Genomic DNA, 19,793 nt, shown 5'->3' on the forward strand with positions numbered 1-19,793 from the left:
ATAAGCGGTTGAAGCTGGGTTTAAGGCCTTAAGCCGCCTCGGGACGCCTTTGGCGTAGACGTTCCGAACGTCATCACGGCGTCAGAAAACCGAGCGCCAGGCGAAAACTCCGTAAAATCAATGTAGTAAGCGTCTATTGTCCTTCGGCATTCATTTCTTTATCACCGTGGATAGTTTTGAGAGCTTGAACAGAGCTTCTGTCGGGGTACGGGCGGAGGGTGACTGAGGGGCACGTAAAACCGATCGGTTCGTTTGCGCCAGGGTAGAATTTGACAAGTCAGAACTCTCAACGGCGGGTCGCTTTGATTACCGGCGTGACCGGGCAGGATGGCGGCTATCTCTCCGAATATCTATTATCGCTCGGCTATGTCGTGCATGGCATCAAGCGGCGGTCCTCCTCCTTCAATACCGCGCGTCGATCATCTCTATCAGGACCGGCATGCCGGGAATGTGCCGTTTCTCATGCACTACGGCGACATGACCGACTCGACCAATCTGATCCGCCTGATCCAGCAGATCCGACCGACCGAGATCTACAACCTTGCCGCCCAGAGCCATGTCGGCGTGAGCTTTGAAAGTCCGGAATATACTGCAAACGCCGACGCGATCGGCGTGCTGCGCCTGCTCGAGGCGATCCGGATCCTTGGCCTGGAGAAAGAGACACGCTTCTACCAGGCTTCTACATCCGAGCTTTACGGCCTGGCTCAGGAAGTCCCCCAGAAGGAGACCACGCCGTTCTATCCGCGCTCGCCCTATGGTGTGGCCAAACTGTACGGCTACTGGATCGCGGTGAACTATCGCGAAGCCTACGGCATATTCGCAAGTAACGGCATCCTCTTCAATCACGAGAGCCCAGTCCGCGGCGAGACCTTTGTTACCCGTAAGATCACCCGCGCCGTCGCCCGCATTGAGGTCGGCCTTGAGGATTCGCTCTACCTCGGCAACCTCGAAGCCAAGCGCGACTGGGGGCATGCACGCGACTATATCGAGGGCATGCACATGATTTTGCAGGCGGACCAGCCCGATGATTTCGTGCTCGCGACCGGCGAGACGCGGTCGGTGCGCGAGATGGTCGAGCTTGCATTTGCCGAGGTCGGCCGCCGCATCGAGTGGCGCTGCAAGGGCGTCGATGAGACTGGCGCTGACGCGAGGAGTGGTAAGACCGTGGTCCGAATCGATCCGACCTATTTCCGTCCGACAGAGGTTGATCTTCTCATTGGGGACGCCAGCAAAGCGCGCAAGCAGCTCGGCTGGAAGCCGAAGCGCAGCTTTGCGCAGCTCGTGCAGGAGATGGTGGCAAGCGATCTAGACGAGGCGAAGCGGGAGGCCGCCGGTGGCCGCCATACCGTTTGAGCTGAAGGGGAAATCCATCTATGTCGCGGCGAGCTGCGGTCGGTGCGCGAGATGGTCGCGTTCGCGTTTGCCGCGGTGGGCTTCGAAATGGCGCGGCGAAGGCGTCGAGGAACCTGACATCGATACCAAAAAGCGGTACGGCGATCGAGCTCACCACAACATGGGTGCGACAAATCTCTCGGCTGCATCAACGCGGAAATGGTTTGCATTCACTGCAAGACACTGATGCATCTTCATTCCGCTGCGATTTTGGTGAGCTCTGCCAGTGGTCCCGGTTCTACTCGGATATCACCGGAAAACGGACGCTCTTGCAGGCCGATGAGTCCAAGCGCTATCACAACGGCGATTGAGAACACGGTTAATGCCGTAATTTGCGCACCGACCTTCTTCAGGTGCACCAATCCGATCGATATTTGTGTGACCACGCCAAGGATGAGGACGAGAATCCATTTGGCATCGATGGTGCGGTCGGAAGCCAAGGCGAGCCGTTCGGAACGCGCGCTGCCCGCTCCGACTGCAGCATTTAGCAAGGCTGCCTGCACTGCCCCGCCCGCTGCTTGAGCGATCTGCGGATCGCTCACTTCTCGCAGCAAAGCGTCATAGGCCGGACCAGGCGAATGGGCCTTCTGGTCCTTCGCCATCGCCGGCCACTCGTCCTCCACGAGGGCGGCGACGTATTTCGCAACCACTGAGCGGAGGCTGGCCATGTCCGAGACGGACGCGTAACTGACAGCATAGATGTTGCGCAGCTCCGCCGCCTCTGACTGCACCGCGCGGGCCGCTTGACGGTTCCGATCGGTTATATCATTGGCCAGAAATCCGGTGAGGAACGCAAACAACACTCCGACCGTGCCGAAAAACGGAGCGACCACGCCTTCTACGCGGCGCATCGGCACAACCGTTGCAGGGCTGAAGCTCGCGATCACAATGACAGCGCCGGTCGTTGCGTAAAGAGTGATGAGGACCGCGAACAATTCAAATATCGGAAAGTCCAGCCAAGCTTTGATCATTGGGTTAACCGATCCTCTGATGCAAGGCGCAGACTCCGATTGAAGCATATGAGCATTCGGCCGCCCGATAGTGCATTGCCAGCAAAAGCACAACTCTGGGGCCGCGATAGAACGGTTCAGGGATTGGGTTCGTTCGCTTAAGGATCAGAGTTCTCTCAGACTTTTTTCATGGGTTTTGCAAGGGCCCGCTCTGGGCAAGAGATTACCTCGCTGCGACATTTGGTCCGCATGGTGCCCCCCTATGTGACGCCTCATGTCCAGCCGAACACGACGGATGCGGCGGATGCAGAAGCGGTTTGTGAGCTGGCCGCCGGCCGACAATGGCCGAACAACGAGCCGCGGGCATGAATTGTGGACGCGGAAATGCCGATAAGGCAGCGCAGCCTGATTTTCACGCGGGTCGACAAGGTCGAATTAAACATTGTGGCAGGCACCGCAAAGCCGCTAGCAATTCTTCGGAATGAAAACGACGACAGGATCCCTGCTGCCGCCCGCTGTGCCCGCTGAACAGATAGAGCTGCTTATACGTTCAGGCGCGAGGACAACCCGGTCAATGCCCCCTCCTCCTCCTCGACGTCTGACGTGAATGCAGGAGACCATCATCGTCGGCACCGGCAGGCCGCCGCATCGACTGTCTAGCGGGCACCAACGCCTACCGGATCAACTCATTTCCATGCGAATGCCCCGGGCAAGGTTTGCAAGCTTCGTAGCGCTACACTCCGAGCCTCGAAATCGCACCGCCAATGCAAGGATGCCTCCGAGAAACGGGAGATAAATTCCATTGATAGTGCGACTGCCGAAACTTGTAGGTTTTTCCGGATTGATGATCTCCGCCTCGAACAACCCACTCTGGTCACTTGTCCGGACACTGACATCTTGAAAATCCAGGAATTCACCGGTTTCTGGCGAATAGGACTTGTATACAGCTTCCTTGATGACGAAGATTAGTTTCGGGCCAAGGCGATTGCTGAACCATTCCCGACGCTGTAGTTCCGCGGAGGTGCATATGATTGGCAGAAGATCGGCTCCGAGCGGCTCTTCATCTTCGATGTCTAATCCCAGAGCGAGGACGTTCCTTGAGCGTCCCGCAACGGCGCCACAGTCGGAAGAAGAGTGGGAAATGCTCCCGACGACTCCAAGAGGCCAAAGCGGAGCCCGATCACTTCTAGACAAAATGGCAACAGGAGTGAAGCCGAGGCGACGCAATGCCTCGTGAGCGTGATGCCGCCCCCAAGCGAATTCACGCCGACGACGCTGGGCTACGTTTCCCAACATTTTCACCTCAAGAGGAAACAGAGGGGGAGCGGGATCATATATTGGTCCGCCCGAAAAGCTGATATCGTGCGCCAAAGCTGCGCCGATGGCGGCTCCTAACGTCGTGAGCGCTTTCATAGATGTGACAAGCCCCTTCTCTCGCGGTCGTGCGCCTGAGACGACGTCAATAGCATTCGGTCATTTCGCTGAAAGCTGGCACGTGCTTGGTGTGCTCGTGGGGCGATATGCGATCCGAATTTCCTTTTTTTGAGGAAGCGCAGCAGCTGCACTCGTTGCGAGCGGTAGGGAAATGTACCGCATGTTTTTGCGCCGCGGCTTCAGATCGTTCTCGGCTACGTGGCGCGGTTACGCCCCAGCTGCGCGAATGGTTCGAGGCCGAGCCGAGGCGAGCCAGGCAGCGAACCCCTTCTCAAATTAGAATAACCCAAGGGATCACGCGGTGCCAATCTCGGCTGGCTCGCAGGTCCGGCTCGGCGTCCGCTGTCGACTGTCGTTGCGGTGGCCTGCAACACCCAGCGCCAACGCTCAAGACGAATACTATTGCGCATGACTTTTTCACGTTGCGCTCGTCATGACTTTGGAGCGCAACACCTCCCCGGCCAGGCCTCATGCTCTGGGCTCCGGTGATACGCGTTGCCAGGTCACCCCACAATCTCGATTGGTCCTGAAGCAGGGTGCCGGAGCGCCCGTCTGAGCTCAGCGAACTGGTGGCACATGACAAACAGCGCGATCATTCCGGCGCCCAGCTCGGCGATTGCTTGACTAGCCAACACTCCGTTGAAACCCGATATGACCGGGAATAACAGTACGGCCGGGATGAACAGATAGCCTTGCCTCGCGAAGGACACAACCGCACTGAGGCGCGCTCTCCCGAACGAATGAAGCATCGTCGTCACGAACGTCTCAATACCAAAAAGTCCAAAAAACAGATGGAAGACGATGCAGGTCGAGATGCCAATTTCCCTGACCTTATCGCTATCGCTGAACAGGTTGACCAAAGGCCGGGCAAAAGTCACAACGGCTGCAGAATACGCAACCGAAAAAGCGATATTTATGGAGAGTATGAGCTTCGCAGCCTTCAGCACTCGAGCAAAGTCCCGTGCGCCCCAGCCGAAACCGAGCACAGCTTGAGAGCCTATACAGAAGCCAGTGATAGGCAGGGCGCCGATCGTCAAGATCCGCACAGCTATTCCCACGGCCGCGATGGACTCGTCCCCGAACGGTGCGGCAGCTCGGTATAAGAGCATCACGGCAATAGCAGATAAAATGCTGGTCATGGACGCCGGCGCACCTATCGAGGCGAGCTGTCTGATGCGATCGGCTCGCAACGAGACGTGAGACATCCTGACGAGGACTTTCCCGCGGAGCGTCGTAAAATACGTGATATAGAGGCTGATCGCAGCGACCTGGGACACCAGCGTTGCGAGGGCCGCACCTCGCACACCGAGGTCCAGTAGGAATATGAAGATGGGATCAAGCACCGCGTTCAGTATGAACGCGGTAACCATCGTCCACATGCTGAATCGTGTATTGCCTTCTGCCCTGACAACAAATCCGTTGACGATATTGAGAAGCATCAACGTGTACCCGAACAAGAGCGTCGCTGCGTAGTCGAGCGCCATGGGCATGATGGTTGGAGTCGCGCCGAGCGTTAGGAAGATCCCTTGCAGGCTTGGAAGCAGAGCGAACGTAATTGTGATACCGATCGGAGCGGCGAGCGCAAGTGCGGTGCTCGCGTCTTTGCTCGCCTCCAGGTACTCACCAGCGCCAAGATGACGGGATATGATCGATGCTGTTCCAACACCGATCCCCTGTCCAGCCGCCGCGAGCAGGACCACGATTGGCAAGGCCATGCTGACAGCTGCAATCGCCTGAGCGCCAAGTGCGCCAACAAAGATCGCGTTGACGACCTGCTGTAGCGCGTTGATCGATAAGCCGACAACAGAGGGGATGGCGAGCCGTAGAATCAGACTCGAGAGATTTGGGTCAGAAAGGTCAATATGCGCGCTCTTCTTTGTCATCACATCGCGATCGTTCTCGACGGCGAATTTTCGCATCTGGCTCATTCATGGGTGAACGTGCCGCGAATTGATCCGAATTCGCTAATCGTCTCCAACAGCTCCTGTTGCAATGTTGTGCAGAGATTACGGGTCGGCTCATAACCGACTTGGCTTGAATCGTACCTTGCTTCGATCTGTATCTGGCCGGCTTGATATCCGACATCGAACCAGAAGAGATGACCCACGGACGCTTCATCCATGTCTTCGCCGATCCAGAGTGGCGAGGGTTCCTTGGCTAGGAGACGGCGTGGAAAATGGCGCTGCACACCCGCTCGATAATTCAATCCAATTCTTGGTAGGGGCAGGCGATCGACCCGGCTCCGCACGGCAGGATCTCGGTTTAGGAATCTCATGGCCCGAAACCCTATTCCCCTGCGCGGCAAGGCATTGCGCTGGCGGTATATTGAGCGCGCACGATCGGAGCGGCGCTCCGCTGCTGTCAGTCTCAAGGGAAGCGGAACAAGCTCGCTGATATTGCCGATGATTTGAGATGATTCGAGATCGTCAAACACCCGACCTCGGATTGAGGTAAGGTTATCAATCCAAAGCGAGTGGTTGCCGCAAACGCGTCCGAAGGCGCCAGATATGGCGGCAAGAAAGACATCCACGTCCTGACAATGCGCCCATCTCGCTGCAATATTGAAGAGGTCGGCTGTCGCTTCTTTGTCGATCTCAAGATAGTATTTGGCCTGATCTTCCCAAAGGGCGCGGCAGTTCGCTTCGTCCATGCGACGTTCAAGTCGCGCATAGTGAAGCTCTCTGGCGGTCACTTTCGAAAAGCTCGCGCCGCCTGATGAAGTGTCGCTGACGTGGAAATTGAACTGATGGTAGTCAATTCCCTCCCAGTATTTGAGTTCGGCTGGCGCTTCGCTGTTCGCGTAGTGCTCAAGGCGCTTCCACCATGGAGAGAGCATTTGTATGTTCTCGGCACCGCTCTCGATATGGCCCGAAGCAAGGGCGTTGTACGCCGCATCCAATGCTTCCAGGAACAGTCGATAGCCTATCCCGTCCGCTACAAAATGATGCATCAGGACCAGCAGATAGTAATCGCCGCTTTCCGCGGTGCGGAAGGCGGTGACGTTAACAAGCGACCTCTGGCCGTCAAACCGAAACATGTGCTGACGTCTTGCTGAGATGCTCTCGATTATCTTGCGCTGCTGAAGGACGTCCATTCCGACAAGATCGATCTCTTCCACGAGGCGTTCGGCCACGGACGGTCCGATTGTCAGACGTAGGCCCTCAACCGTTCGAGCAATATGGAGTCTGAGGCCTTCGTGCCTATCCATGACATGGGCGAGGGCACGCTCCAGCGTTCGGACGTTCAGGATACCGGCGGGCAAAAAGAACAGATCGCCGATGTTGAAATGCTCATCGAAGCCGGCAAGACGGTTCCAAGATGAGATTGCGGGGGTCACTGGCAATGAACCGTCTGGGGAACGGACGGCATCGCGTGTAACCGCTTCGTCTGCCGCCAATTCCCTGATGGTCGGTGTTCGATGGAGCCGCTCGACGGTGAGATTCAGCCCGGCTCTGCGCGCCAGCGTGACGCAGCGCACGCTGAGAAGAGAATTTCCGCCGATATCAAAGAAGCTCCGATCTAGTCCGACCGACTTGGCGCCGAATAGGTCCTGCCAGATCTCAGCAAGAATGCGCTCGTTTCTTGTGCGGGGCTCAGCACATGGAACTGGCCCGACCTCGCGGGAGGGAACGGACGACAGGCGAGAACGATCTATCTTCCCACTTGCCGTAAGGGGGATGCTGTCAACCAAACGGAAGGCGGCAGGGATCATGTAGGACGGCAAGGTGTGGCGCAGGTGAGTGATGATATCTCCAGAGCTCAGACTGTCGCGAGCCTGAACCACGTTAGCGATCAAGCGACGATGATTATCCATGCCTTCTGCGACCACGGCGGCCTTTGCGATTGCAGGATGAGACTCAAGAGCTGTTTCGACCTCCTCCAGCTCGATGCGAAAGCCCCGTATTTTGATCTGATTGTCCGACCGGCCGCAAATTTCGAGCAGACCGCTGGTTGAGAAGCGTGCGATATCGCCACTTCGATAGAGAACGCTGTATTGGCCGTCATCATAGGGATTGCGGACGAAACAGCGGTTGGTCCGATCCTGATCCCGCCAGTACCCAGCGCTCACGCAGCGTCCGGCGATGCAGAGTTCGCCGGCAGCTCCGACAGGGACTCTCTTTAATTGGGCATCGAGAACATAGAGTTTGACGTTGTCGATTGGGCGTCCAACGGGGATAAGCGACGAGCCGTCGCCGACATCCGACGTTTCATAGACTGCTGCATTGGACGCACATTCCGTAGCACCGTAGAAGTTCCACAACGGCACGTCCGGGAAATGTGCACGCCAGCGACCGGGGAGCGAGGAAGGCATCGGTTCGGCGCTGCTCGTAACCAGCCGCAAGGCTGTCGGTCGCGGGTGCTGTTCTTGCGCAGCAATGATGCCGGACAGGAGTAGTGGCGAGGCAAATAAATGTGTCACGCGACGTTTCGCCAACGTGCATAACAGCAGATCTGGATCCAGCAACTGCTCCTGGGTCAGGATCAGCGTGGGCACACCCTTCAAAAGCCCCCCAAAGTACTCCCAGGCGGACGCAACAAGGGAAGCGGATTTCTGGACAACCATAACGTCGGCACTGTCGAAGGGAAAACGTCGCCACATCCAGTTCAGCCGATTGAGAGTAGCCGATTCCGGTATGAGAACCCCCTTCGGCTTCCCGGTTGAGGACGAGGTGTATATGAGGCTTGCAATTCCCTGATCTGATGGTTTGTCGCTGCGCCCAAAATCGTGCGCGCCCACGCTGGACGCTTCCAGTGTCAATAGACAGACCGACGGCACGTCAAAACCAGGTTCAGCGGTATTTGCGTGAATCAAAAGCTTTGCCTGACTATCTCGCAGGATATGTTCGATCCGATCACGCGGACAATCCGGCGATATTGGGACAACCACGGCCTGCAAGGCTCGTGTCGCAAGAATAACCGCCGCCACGTCAGGCGACCGGTCGACCAGTATGGCGATCATATCGCCAGCCCCCACGTCCGAAGCTCGCAGTAGCGACCTGATAGCTGTGACGCGCTCGCGCAGTTGGCCGAATGTGATCTCGCCGAAATTGCCAAAATATGCTACCTGTGTCCGATTGGAGACACTGATTTGCTCGAACGCCTCGACAAGCGAGCATTCAGTCTCGTATGGCTGCGCCGAGCCATTTAGCGAGTCCAGCATAGCGATGTCTAACGCGCTGAGGCAGTTCAGATCTCTAATGGGCGCAAGCGGTTTCTCAATGCAGGCTGCAATCAGACAGCGCAGATTGTCGGCCATGCGGACAATCAGATCGCTCGACAATATGTCTTCCGCATACGCCAGCTGAAGGGCAATTTCATCGCTCAGATCTTGTGCGTACAATGTCAGATCGAATTTTACATAGCCGGTCTCATATTCACGGAATGTCAGATCCAACACATGTTGGCCGGGTGGTTCGGCGGCCTCGGAGTACATGTTGAACATGACCTGGAAGATCGGGGAGCGTCCCGCTTCGCGATGTACACGGGCATCTTTTACCATCCAGCCGAATGGATATGCCGAATTTGCAATCGCACTGCTGACGAGGCCCTGGACGCGCGAGACATGAGCCACAAAGGACTGGTCGACATCGATCGCGGTGCGGATCGGCAGCATATTCAAGAAAAAGCCAATGATTTCCGTGCTGCCAGGTTGATCCCGTACGGCGTGCGGTATGCCAACGATAATATCGTCCTGGCCGCAATACATCCGCAGCAGCAGCTTGAAGCATGCGAGGAGTGTTGTCGACGTGGTGCACCTGTGTCGACGGGCAAACTCGCGGACCTGATTGGAGAGCTCGCTGCCAAGCAGCACCGCATGCGAGGCGCCGCGGTAGAAATTTGTCTGCAGCCGCGCTCGTCCCGTTCCAAGCGAAAGCACCGGCGGATCATCACCAATCTGACGACGCCAATAATTACGTTGGCTGGCCAGCGTTTCTGTAGTCGTGTGTTGCGTTTCCCAGAGCGCGTAGGCCGAAAGTGACGCGCGGTTCTCTGGCGAGAACGACGCAGGATCTACGTAGCTTTGTCGAAGGTCCCTAAGCAGAACGGAGATCGACCAGGCATCGATGATGATTTCGTGAGCGGTGATCAGTATGAGATGGTTGTCGGGGCCAAAACGGATCATGCGCGCGCGGAACAGGTGTCCTTGGCCGAGATCAAAGCTGCCGTTCAGCTCTGTTCGCCGTAACTCTGCTATCAGCTCCTCAGCTTCCTGCGCCGTGAGATGAGATGCATCAACCAGTTGAAGGCTTGCGCATTGCGGACCATCGAAAAGCTGAACCGGACCGTTTTCGTCTGTGAAACGTGCAGAAAGTGCCTGATGGGAGTGAACAACATCGGTCCAGGCGCGATTGAACGCAGCCAGATCGATGATGCCTCTTATTCGCAGGCCGCCTTGAATGATGTAGTTCCTGGCAGATGGATCGAGCTGCGACAGAAACCATAGGTGCTCCTGAACTCGCGTCAGGGGCGCTCGCATAAGCTTGCCGTGCTCCGGGGCTGTGCACGGTTTCGATTCGACTCGGGCCGAGATCGACGCCGCAAGAGACCGGATCGTTCCATTCAGAACCAGCCTGAAATCCGTTCTTACTCCAAGCAGGGTCTGCAACTCGCCCAATATGAGCATGGCCCGAAGCGAGTCTCCACCGAGGCCTATGAACTCGTCATTGACGCCAATGTTCTCAATACGCAGAATTTCGGACCAAATTTGGCACAGCTGAGCTTCGAGCTCTGTTTGCGGCTCTTGGAACGGAGTCGGCAAGAGAGGGCGAACACCGGTCGGGTCTGGCAAGGCTCCAAAATCGACCTTTCCGTTGCTGGTCAGTGGAATACAGCCGACGTGGATGATCCTTTCTGGGAGCATGTAGGTAGGAAGCGTTTCGGCCAGAAAGCTCTGAAGCTCGCCTTCCCCCACTTCAGGCGGGGCTGACACATACGCGATGAGTCGACGCGATCCAGTTTCCCCCTCGGCCCTGGTTATGTCTCTCGCCGTAAGCTTTACGCCTGCGCGGACCGAGGCGACCACGGCGGCGCCACGTACCAATTGATGAGCGGAAAGGCGGGCCTCGATTTCCCCCAGCTCAATTCTGTGCCCGCGAATTTTGACCTGACGGTCCCGTCGACCGAGACATTCCAAGAGGCCGTCGGAACGAACTCGCCCGAGATCGCCTGTCCGGTATAGGCGCTGGAACGAAGGATCGTTCGAGAACGGGTTTAGCCCAAAGGCATCCTTGGTGCGGTCATCGTCATTGACGTAACCCGCAGCGACACCAACGCCGCTAACACAGATTTCGCCGACCTCTCCCGTGTTGCATAGCCGCGGTCCGTCCGCGATATAAACCTCAAGGTTAGAAATCGCTTTGCCGATCGGCACATAAGTGTCAGCCAGCGCGGGAGCGGCGGAAAGCAGATGATGCGTCACGCCGTCCGCGCACTCGGTCGGCCCGTAGTGGTTGAGGATGGGAACCAGGGGATATAAGGCAAGCCACGCGCGCGCCAGGCCGGGTGTTAGAGGTTCTCCGACCGTAGAAATACTTCGCAAACCATCCAGAGCTCGCTCAGAGGCCGCAAGCGACTGCAGATATTCAACAAATACGGCAAGCATCGACGGCACGAATTGAACGACCGTCACGCCGTATTGTTGAATGGCTTGGAGAAGTGATACTGGCGATTTCAGTGTCGCATCATCGATGATCGCGATACAGCCTCCGACGCAAAGTCCCGCCAGAAGCTGCCACAGCGAGATGTCAAAGCAGTGCGACGCTGTCTGCGCGACGCAGTCGGTCCGAGTGAGAGTTAAAGCGTCAATCTTTGCCACCAGATGATTATTGAGGGCCGCGCGCTCAACCATTGCGCCCTTCGGCTGGCCCGTCGAACCGGACGTAAACAGAATGTAGGCTATTCCATCCTTGCTCGGTGATGGTACAACAGACGAAGTCTGGCCCTCGCGCAACGCCGCCTCTATCGTCACGAATTGGGTGGTGGGCTTGCTGTTAGCCTTGAATAGGCTGAGCGGCTCTAGTTGGTCCGGGCCAATAATCAGAGCGCAGCGACTCTGCTCGATCATGAATGATGTACGGGAAACCGGTAACGATGGATCGAGCGGCAGGTAGGTTGATCCAGCCTTCAAAATTGCGACGACCACCGTCGCCCAGTCGAGGTCTCGCTCACCCCAATAGCCGACCACCGCGCCGTGAGCCACCTTCTCTCGTAACGTCCTCGCGAGCGCATCAGATCTTGATCGCAGTGCCTTGTAGGTGAGTGCGTCTACGCCGTACCTGAGCGCAACCCTTTCCGGATCCGAGCGTGCAAGCCGATCGATCGCCGTGATCGGGTCTATCGGTAAACCTTCCACAAGCGGAATTTTGCCGGACCGATTTTCCGTAGGCATACGCCTGCCGCCATTCGTCAACCTGTGCGGCCCTTCAGCCAGAACATCGAGGGTCCTGAATGGGTTGTGCGTTGCTTAGCCACCCTGGTTCTGCCAGTCATCATACGCCGTTTTGCCTATTTGCTAGCTTCTCGCTTTTTGCGTTCACGATGTCCTCGTTAATCGGCAGGGAACACGACCGAACGCTAGGGCCTCAAGTTGGCGGTGGCATCTACCTGATCTTGTAGTAGACACGCGCTAATCTGCATGACACCCGCAATCAGCGCGTCCAGAGACTCGGTCCCGGCTTGCGATTTCCTACATTTGTAGGCGCCTGGGCTGTAGCTTGGTGCTGTCTCGTGAAACAAGACGTGGCCCTAGCCGGCCTGCAGGTCGCCCGCGGTGCGGAAAGCGATGATATCGATTGCGCAAGAACCAAGACAGAAACGCCTCATCGTCCGCGAGGCCTACGTCGTTCCGGTAGGCGCTGAGGGGCAGTCGTTAGGTGCTCGAACTTTTTGTCGTTCTTCGCTCACGAAATGGCTTTGAGCAGCGTAACGAATCGTGGGCTTGCAGAACCACCCACCACGATTGATATGTTGTTCGCAGGCGTTCGCCCTGGTCCACACGAAAACGCACCCAGAAATGTCTATTCTGGACGTGCAGGCTGCCCGAAAGGGCGTCGCTCCAATACGATTTCCGAATCGGGATTGAACGTGGGGTAGCGCTGCTTGGCCGCCACGAGGTGCACGCTCGACAACTCCTTTCAGCGCGTCAAAGCAAGCTTGCGTCTCGCCGCCGACAGAAGATCCGATACAAACAATGTTGCGGTGCCGCTTGGCACCAAGGCGAAGCCGGAGTGTTAGCATCGCGCGGTGTCGGTGGTAAGCTTGAAGGGCTGATGATGAGCCTTTCCTCCCGTGCCGCATCGCGCAACCGATCGCTCGTGACGTCTTTGCCACGAGCCAGACTTCGATAACCGCAGGCTAGCCAGCAACGAAAGCGATTTCCTGCAGGGCAGCCTGCTGTCGTACGCTACGCTACAAAGCGATTGTCAGCTTTAAGACCATTGTCCATAAGTTGACGCATGCACCCGGTACCAAGCAACTGGTGCCCCCCTCAATTCCCAAGCGGCACGCTGCTTGCTTCATTCGCGGTGCCACCACCGAAGCCAGCTCGAAAATGCTCGGTTGTGGATAGGGATAGCGCCGCGGAGTGTTTGATGCGATCTGGAGTTCGTTCTGGGGGAGCGACAACGATTGCGCTGGAAGCAAGCGGCGTAGCCAATTCGGCGGATCTTGAGCCAGCAGTACAGCTGTCATCGGCCCCGTGGAGCCGGTCCGGAGAATATACAGGCGGGCACGCCCGCAGTATCAGCGCTCAAACATGCTTCAGTCATCCCGACGTTCCGTCTGTCTATCGCGGCCGCGCCGATACCCCCGCGTTCTCTGAAGGCGACCAGATCGGCTACAACTCGCAGAAAAATGGTTGGGTGTTTGGCTTCAAACGCGATGCCCACGGCCCTGTCTCCAACTGCATAAATACCTGTCTTGCCGGCTACGGCATAGCAGTGAGGGTCAACTGCAAGGCGGGTCCAAGCGACCTTGTCACTGGAGCCGGTCGCCTCGGTTTACGCTTTGGGTACGCAGGGCCACACCATGCCCGACGTCAAGGGAAGGGTGGCTTGGCAATGCAAATCTCGGCGACGGCGCGCTCGACTTTTGCAAGACGCGAGGTTTATTGGGCGCGAACCGAGCGTCTACCGAAGGGGCGATCGACGTCTTCGCCGACAAGCGTTGCGCCAACTACGGCCGGGCGTTCGAATGCCCGGTTAAGGATCGCGACGCACTCCGAACAGGGACCTCTTGCTAACCACCAATCCCATCGAGAGCCTGTTCGGCACCGGGCAATTAAGGAGCATGCGGACGAAGGGCTCCTTGATGCCAACCACCGCCAGGCCGATGGCGTTCGAGCTGGTGATCGCAGCCATAAGGGACCTAGCGGCGGCTTGAGGCACAAATAGGCGCCCAAGATCGCAGTATGTCAGATTCAATAACGGCATTGAAATCATCCAAGTGCCGAGCGCGCCTGATCACCTCGCCATCCAAACCCCGAATAGCTCAGCCTAATAGGCCGATGATTCAATGGAGATTTCTCAATGACTATTGATGGCGAGAAGGCAGCCCCGCCGGCTCTGTCCTCGGGTGGGACGCATATCCTCATCGACCTATGGGGAGCGAAGAACCTTGACGACCCGGCTGTTGCGGAAGACGCAATCCGAAAAGCCGTCCGTGCGGCGAGTGCGACCTTACTCCACCTTCATATTCATGAGTTTTGTCCGGGTCACGGTGTCTCCGCAATAGCCTTGTTGGCGGAATCGCACATCACCTTGCATACTTGGCCCGAGAGGTCCTACGCCGCCGCTGATATTTTCGCATGTGGCAACAGCGATCCTGCGAGCGCCGTGCCAGTTCTAGTTCAGGCCTTTCAGCCCGAACAGTCCGACGTTCGTCGTTTCCGCAGATGCGCGTCAATCAAGCCAACCGTTGAAGCAGATGGTCGATCTCCTTGAAATAGCAGCGGATGCTGCTTCGCTCGCGCGCGTCGCACCGGCAGTTTTGCGAACGCCGCTTAGGGACCGCCGTTACGCCCAGTCGTGCGGCCAATGGCGCGGAGGACAAGATTTGGAGCGTCTTGAGTGCCCGATTGGCGCGTTTGAATTGATGGAGTGGATTGCCTCCGTATCCGAGATCGTGGTGGTCTCCAGACGTTCACACCAAGCAGAGCCCGTACGGTGCCAGCGAGCGGGCTCTGATGCTCGACATTGCGTTACAATATTCCGATACTTAGCTTTTGAGATACCAATCGGCTGTTCTTGGCAAGCAAGGTTAGCCGTTTGTTGACGTAGTGAAGAGATTCCTCGTCGAGCCCGTCAAGCATTGTCGAGTTGAGAGCTTGTCTTTTGATCGACAGCTTCCTGATGTCCGCCTGCGCCTTTTCAGTCAGCGATATCCGCAGGCATCTCGCATCATCAGGCGAGGTCACGCGGGCAAGGAGCTCCAGTTTTTCGAGTCGCTTTGTTTGATGGCTGATAAAGGCGGGATGGATACGCAGCTTGTTCGCAATCGCTATTCCCGAGACCCCGCCACCTTCGTCGAGTTCGTCGATGGCCATCAAGATCAACCACTGCGGCTCAGTTATGCCTAATAGCTGAGCCCAACTCTTGTGTATTTCCTCGAGAATGGAATGCACCTCGACGATATTCCAGATGAAGTCACTAACGGCTCGATCGAGTCTTTCTTTCATTTGCATCTGACATCTTGTTGTTTCCGGCAGGTCTCGGTGTCGCCAATCACGGTTGGTGTTCACTTCGGCCGAAACGTACGTAACCTCCTTGTGTGATCGAAAATGGGCTCAGGCAACGCGATGCATCAAAACACTTAAGACCAGCAATTGATTGAGTGCCGATCTTTTAGGGATAGCCGGTTCTTCAGCGCCAGCTTGGGCCCATATGCACAAATAGTAGGCCGGCAACACAGACGAAACTTCATGCAAATAGGCGATATACCGCCGAAATTCTGCTCTTTGTCGTCGGAACCGCGCAGCTTTTCATCCGAATAAAGCCATCAGATGTTCCGCGACCGAGATGATGCTCGCATCCTATGAATTGGCGGCGACCGGGCGTCAGCGTCACGGTGAAAGCGGAGCTTGGTTCGTGAGTTGGCAAAACGAGCGGCAAAAGCCGTTCTGATGATGCGTTCGGGAGTTCCGAGAGAGGTCGTTCAGGGCTCCTTGCTCCTGGTCGCGGCGAACTGAGATTCAAGCCAAAAACAGCGCTCGGACTGCTTCGGGGTATCGTCCGTTAACGAACCCCGCACAATTGGCCGCGCTATTCAGGGCTCAAGGAATGACAGCGCCAAACAAGGAAACGGCCTCAGCGGCTCCGGGGGATATGCTGAGGCCGAACCTACGCCTCGCGGACAAGCCGGAGGCGGAGCCAGAACGAGGAATGGTTGGCTGATTTTCGTTTGCGCGAAGAAGACTATCCAAGTCGGAGATTTTCGGCGGATACCTTGCCAGAACGTCCGGTCGTTATCTCATAGCTAATCTTTGCACCCTCTGCCAGCTCGCTGTAGCCGGCCCTTTCAACGGCACGAATATGCACGAAGACATCAGCGCCGCCATCATCCGGCTTGATAAAGCCGTAGCCCTTAGTTGCGCTGAACCATTTCACAGTACCTATCGCCACCACAGTAACTCCAAGTTGAACGCGCGCGATTTAGCCAGAGTCCCCACTGAGCATCAAGACCATCCGCAGTGTGGGACGTCCGTGTTGCTAGACCGCGCGATCGTAACGAATCCGCAGCTGCGTACCATAGCGGACAGATGGTCTGGTGTCTCACAAAGCGCGTTGCGCGCGCTTGAGGTCGTCGAGCGGTGGTGTGGCCCCTGGCAGACGCTTCCAAGAGCCCTGAGGTGACGTGAGCCGCAGACGTCGATTTCATGTTTTGCATGTTCGTGTTCGTGCAAACTTTTATCGAGGACCCGCGCGCACGCCGCGACCGCATGCGACGGGGCTGATTGCCCGATGCGCGAAGGAAATTCCACGGGCGTGCGGCGTTAGAACGATTTTCGTTTTACCTCTGATGAAGTCAATTCAGCCGGTCACGGCCTCGGCCGCATCGCATGCATCCAGAACTTGCTGGTCCGCCGCACCGAACCTGTGCTCCGATTGCGTCAATTCATTCCCGAGCCGCATCAGGTTGTACTGCAGCCAAAGCCTTTGCTGCAGGTCGCGCTTGCTGCACCGAAACAAAGTCTCGGCATACGTGCCCATACGGAGGCGGTAGAAATGGCTGGCCATGTTCTGCTCCTATGCCGCTGCGCCGACCTGATCTGGGCACATATGTCCCTGTACTCGCCGACCCAAGATCGCCCTGCCTAGCCCTGCAAAGTAATGGTTTATTGATGTTGATTGATGCAACGAATCGCTCCGCAGCGCATAAATTCGGCGACTGATTGCTCTTTTTCGATCGATTCCGCTGGTCGATTGTCGGCTTCCGCTTTTGGCGAAGCCGACCGCTTTGTCATCGCGCATGAAACGTTCCTGCAGAGGTGCCGCCGAGGCAAGAAAGCCGAACTATGATTCCCGCACGCTGACTACCGCACTTCCTTCGCTGCTTCAGAGGCCGACGCGCTGAGCGTCGAAGCCGCTCGCGAGGTCGAGCGGTTTCTCAGGCCTCGCGATAGGCAGAAGAAAACTCATCGTATTTCGCTGGGCCGTGAACCTATAAACGCGCCGGGCGGACGGCTCGGACCTGATGATCTGCGCTTTCGGTACAACGCTGAATTCCGATCCCGGCCCGGATCGGTCGGCCCGTCCAACTCGTGCGCTCATGAAGAACTCCCAACGCCTGCTCATCACCCCGGCTGGTCGGCGCCGTAACGTGCCGTTCACTATCCAATCCTGATCGCCGCATCTCCCGCGGCATGCACGAGGTTCCAATGCTCCGCGGGTTGCCCTGCGATGTTCGAACTATGCCTATTCGGTTTTCACCCATCGTTGCGACATGTAGGGTGACGCCATTCGCCGGAATAAAGCGCTTCGTAGGTCGGCGCGGTCACTTCGCCGGTGATGCCGAGTAGGGAGCGGAAGGCGTTGAATGGATAGAATCGCCGATTGAACCGGAAGGTAAACTCGTTGAGGTAGGCTTGCAGGTGCTGCGGGCTGACGCCGTGGTGGGTGCCGATCAGCCAAGTCTTCAAGTTGGCGAACACCAGATGAACTATCGGCAGGTGCTCCTCGGCGACTCGCGGATCACTCCGTTCCGCGACTGCATGATGGTCATACCCAAGCTTGGTGAGATCTGCGTACCCGGACCAATTGTCGGTGACGACCTTCGCCCCAGGCGCGACGGCTTGTTCAACAAAGCCGCACAGTGATCCGGCGCTGCGGTCCGGAATGACCGCGAGTCGGATCCGCCCGGCGTAGCGTCCGTTCCTGCGCGCGTCGCGTTTGGTCCCCGGTACACGTTGACGTACTTCGGTAGCGGCCGCAACTAGCGTCTTGTGGTGGACGCCGCCGCCTTCGCCGCGCGTGCGTCCGCCAACCCAAGTTTCGTCGACTTCGACATGCTCGTTGGCGCGCCCACCGATGCGGTCATGGGCCGGCCGCACCATCCTGGCGCGCAACTTGTGCAGGATCTGGAATGCCGTCTCATAGCGCTTTAATCCAATCTGGCGCTGGAACTGCGCGGCGGACGTGCCGGGCGTTTGACTAGAGACAAGATACGCTGCCCAGAACCAAACACTGAGCGGCGTATGCGAGCGCTCCATCACCGTGCCCACAGTTAGCCCTGTATTCTTCCGGCAGTTGCGGCAGCGTAAGACCCCGGGGCGGTTGGTGAAACGGAATGGTGAACCGGAAACTCCGCAATGAGGGCAAACGAACTCATCCTTCCAACGGACCTTTTCGAGGTAGCCAGCGCAAGCCGCGTCGTCGGGGAACAATCGCTGAAACTCAGGCAGAGACTGCGGGAACGGCAGGTCGTCGCGCTGAAAAATATCCATCAAGCTGCGACTATGGCTTCGGATTTTTGGACTCCTGGCAACAGAGCGTCCGCGAGAAAATGGAAATCCTTCCCCAGGATTTCGGGAGACCGCTTGTGGCCGTCGTTATCGTGGACTTCATATCGTCGGTAAGGCGCCACGGCTCGTTCAAGTCGTTGAAGTAGGTCAGCGACTTCAACGTGATCATCGGAGGCACACTCGACCCGAAAATGGCCTCCAACGCGGCTAGTCCGCGCGGCAGGCTCTGCCCGTTTGCAAGTATGACAGCGATATCCTGGTAATCCTTGACTTCGCCCCGATCAGGAATCACTTTGAGCTTATGTGCGAACAAGTCGTACATCGACGCGACGCACAGGACATCGTCGTCGGTCTTGTCCGGTTCACATACGCAACCGTTCTTCACGCCCCCGAAGAATGACACCTTGATCGGCGCGCCCATATGATCGACGCTGACTGTCAACGTATCCTTCTCGTTTTGCAGTACGGAGGCGCCTTTGAGCCACGCGATTTCGTTCAGCAGGTTGTACTTTTGTCCGTCGTCGAGATCCGCGTCCGAAAAAAAGTCGAAATCGACGGATTGACGACGTCCGAGGCGAAGCGCAATCGCCGTACCGCCATATAGAACAAAGTGGCCGGGCACTTGGGCGAGATGAGGCCATAGGCTACGTTGAGCAGGGGTAGAATGTCGAGGCGCGGCGTAAACACCATAAGCAAATCCAGCGTCAGGAAAACCGGCGACGCGACTTCGGCGGTGTTCCATGCCCGCCCAATCGATAATGCCAAAAAGCGAGCGATCGGTTGGAGACTACGCCAACTGGGGGAGATTTTAGAACTTCCCTAAACATATCAATTCCGACGCATTCGATCAGCGCGGAGGCGTCTTCCCAGGTACCCATCTCCATCACATTAGCAACAAGCCTAGACATTCCGTCGGACGCAACAATATCGGGCGGCGTCCACCACACGTACTTGGCCGCAAGCCGCAGTATTTCCGAACTTCGAAAAGTCTCGTTCATTGCGGCATCTCCAGTGGTCTGAAACTAGCACTAGCCGGTGTGGGCGTCAACCGGATAGGCTCA

At 57.2% G+C, this 19,793-nt stretch carries 11 protein-coding genes and 1 pseudogene; 2 read left to right on the forward strand and 10 right to left on the reverse strand.

What is annotated here, in order from left to right:
• Positions 1-269: 269 nt before the first annotated feature.
• Positions 270-1,353: pseudogene (gmd, locus tag ACV1FX_RS29625) on the forward strand (GDP-mannose 4,6-dehydratase).
• Between the two features lie 233 nt (positions 1,354-1,586).
• Here the strand turns inward: gmd and ACV1FX_RS29630 are convergent.
• The 4 genes from ACV1FX_RS29630 to ACV1FX_RS29645 all read right to left on the reverse strand — a co-directional run bounded on the left by ACV1FX_RS29630 (position 1,587) and on the right by ACV1FX_RS29645 (position 12,165).
• Complete coding sequence (locus ACV1FX_RS29630; RefSeq protein ID WP_473121098.1) at positions 1,587-2,363, reverse strand: bestrophin-like domain; 777 nt, start codon at positions 2,361-2,363, stop codon at positions 1,587-1,589.
• Positions 2,364-3,023: 660 nt separating this feature from the next.
• Positions 3,024-3,755, reverse strand: a complete 732-nt coding sequence (locus ACV1FX_RS29635; protein ID WP_473121099.1) for a 4'-phosphopantetheinyl transferase family protein — start codon at positions 3,753-3,755, stop codon at positions 3,024-3,026.
• Positions 3,756-4,279: 524 nt separating this feature from the next.
• A complete protein-coding gene (locus ACV1FX_RS29640; RefSeq protein ID WP_473121100.1) occupies positions 4,280-5,695 on the reverse strand; it encodes an MATE family efflux transporter in 1,416 nt (471 codons plus the stop codon).
• A 5-nt stretch (positions 5,696-5,700) separates the two neighbouring features.
• On the reverse strand, positions 5,701-12,165 hold the full coding sequence (locus ACV1FX_RS29645) for an amino acid adenylation domain-containing protein (protein WP_473121101.1): 6,465 nt from the start codon (positions 12,163-12,165) through the stop codon (positions 5,701-5,703).
• 2,137 nt (positions 12,166-14,302) lie between these two features.
• Here ACV1FX_RS29645 and speD point away from each other — a divergent pair.
• Positions 14,303-14,716, forward strand: coding sequence for an adenosylmethionine decarboxylase (speD, locus tag ACV1FX_RS29650; RefSeq protein ID WP_473121102.1), 414 nt, complete (start codon positions 14,303-14,305; stop codon positions 14,714-14,716).
• A gap of 257 nt (positions 14,717-14,973) precedes the next feature.
• Here speD and ACV1FX_RS29655 read toward each other — a convergent pair whose 3' ends face one another.
• The 6 genes from ACV1FX_RS29655 to ACV1FX_RS29680 form a co-directional block, all read right to left on the reverse strand.
• Positions 14,974-15,456, reverse strand: a complete 483-nt coding sequence (locus ACV1FX_RS29655) for a MarR family winged helix-turn-helix transcriptional regulator (RefSeq protein WP_473121103.1) — start codon at positions 15,454-15,456, stop codon at positions 14,974-14,976.
• 730 nt (positions 15,457-16,186) lie between these two features.
• Positions 16,187-16,393 carry a cold-shock protein gene (locus tag ACV1FX_RS29660; protein ID WP_473121104.1) on the reverse strand — a complete coding sequence of 69 codons (207 nt, stop codon included), beginning with the start codon at positions 16,391-16,393 and terminating at the stop codon, positions 16,187-16,189.
• Positions 16,394-16,801: 408 nt separating this feature from the next.
• Positions 16,802-17,008 (reverse strand): hypothetical protein, encoded by a 207-nt coding sequence (locus ACV1FX_RS29665; RefSeq protein ID WP_473121105.1) that lies wholly within the window; start codon positions 17,006-17,008, stop codon positions 16,802-16,804.
• A gap of 689 nt (positions 17,009-17,697) precedes the next feature.
• Positions 17,698-18,714: an IS1595 family transposase gene (locus ACV1FX_RS29670; protein ID WP_473121106.1), complete on the reverse strand. Its 1,017-nt coding sequence runs from the start codon at positions 18,712-18,714 to the stop codon at positions 17,698-17,700.
• Between the two features lie 10 nt (positions 18,715-18,724).
• Positions 18,725-19,474: a nucleotidyl transferase AbiEii/AbiGii toxin family protein gene (locus tag ACV1FX_RS29675; RefSeq protein WP_473121107.1), complete on the reverse strand. Its 750-nt coding sequence runs from the start codon at positions 19,472-19,474 to the stop codon at positions 18,725-18,727.
• Positions 19,437-19,730, reverse strand: coding sequence for a hypothetical protein (locus tag ACV1FX_RS29680; protein ID WP_084801539.1), 294 nt, complete (start codon positions 19,728-19,730; stop codon positions 19,437-19,439). Before ACV1FX_RS29680 ends, ACV1FX_RS29675 begins: the two co-directional genes overlap by 38 nt.
• Positions 19,731-19,793: the final 63 nt, after the last annotated feature.

It is taken from the genome of Bradyrhizobium ingae, assembly GCF_055791185.1.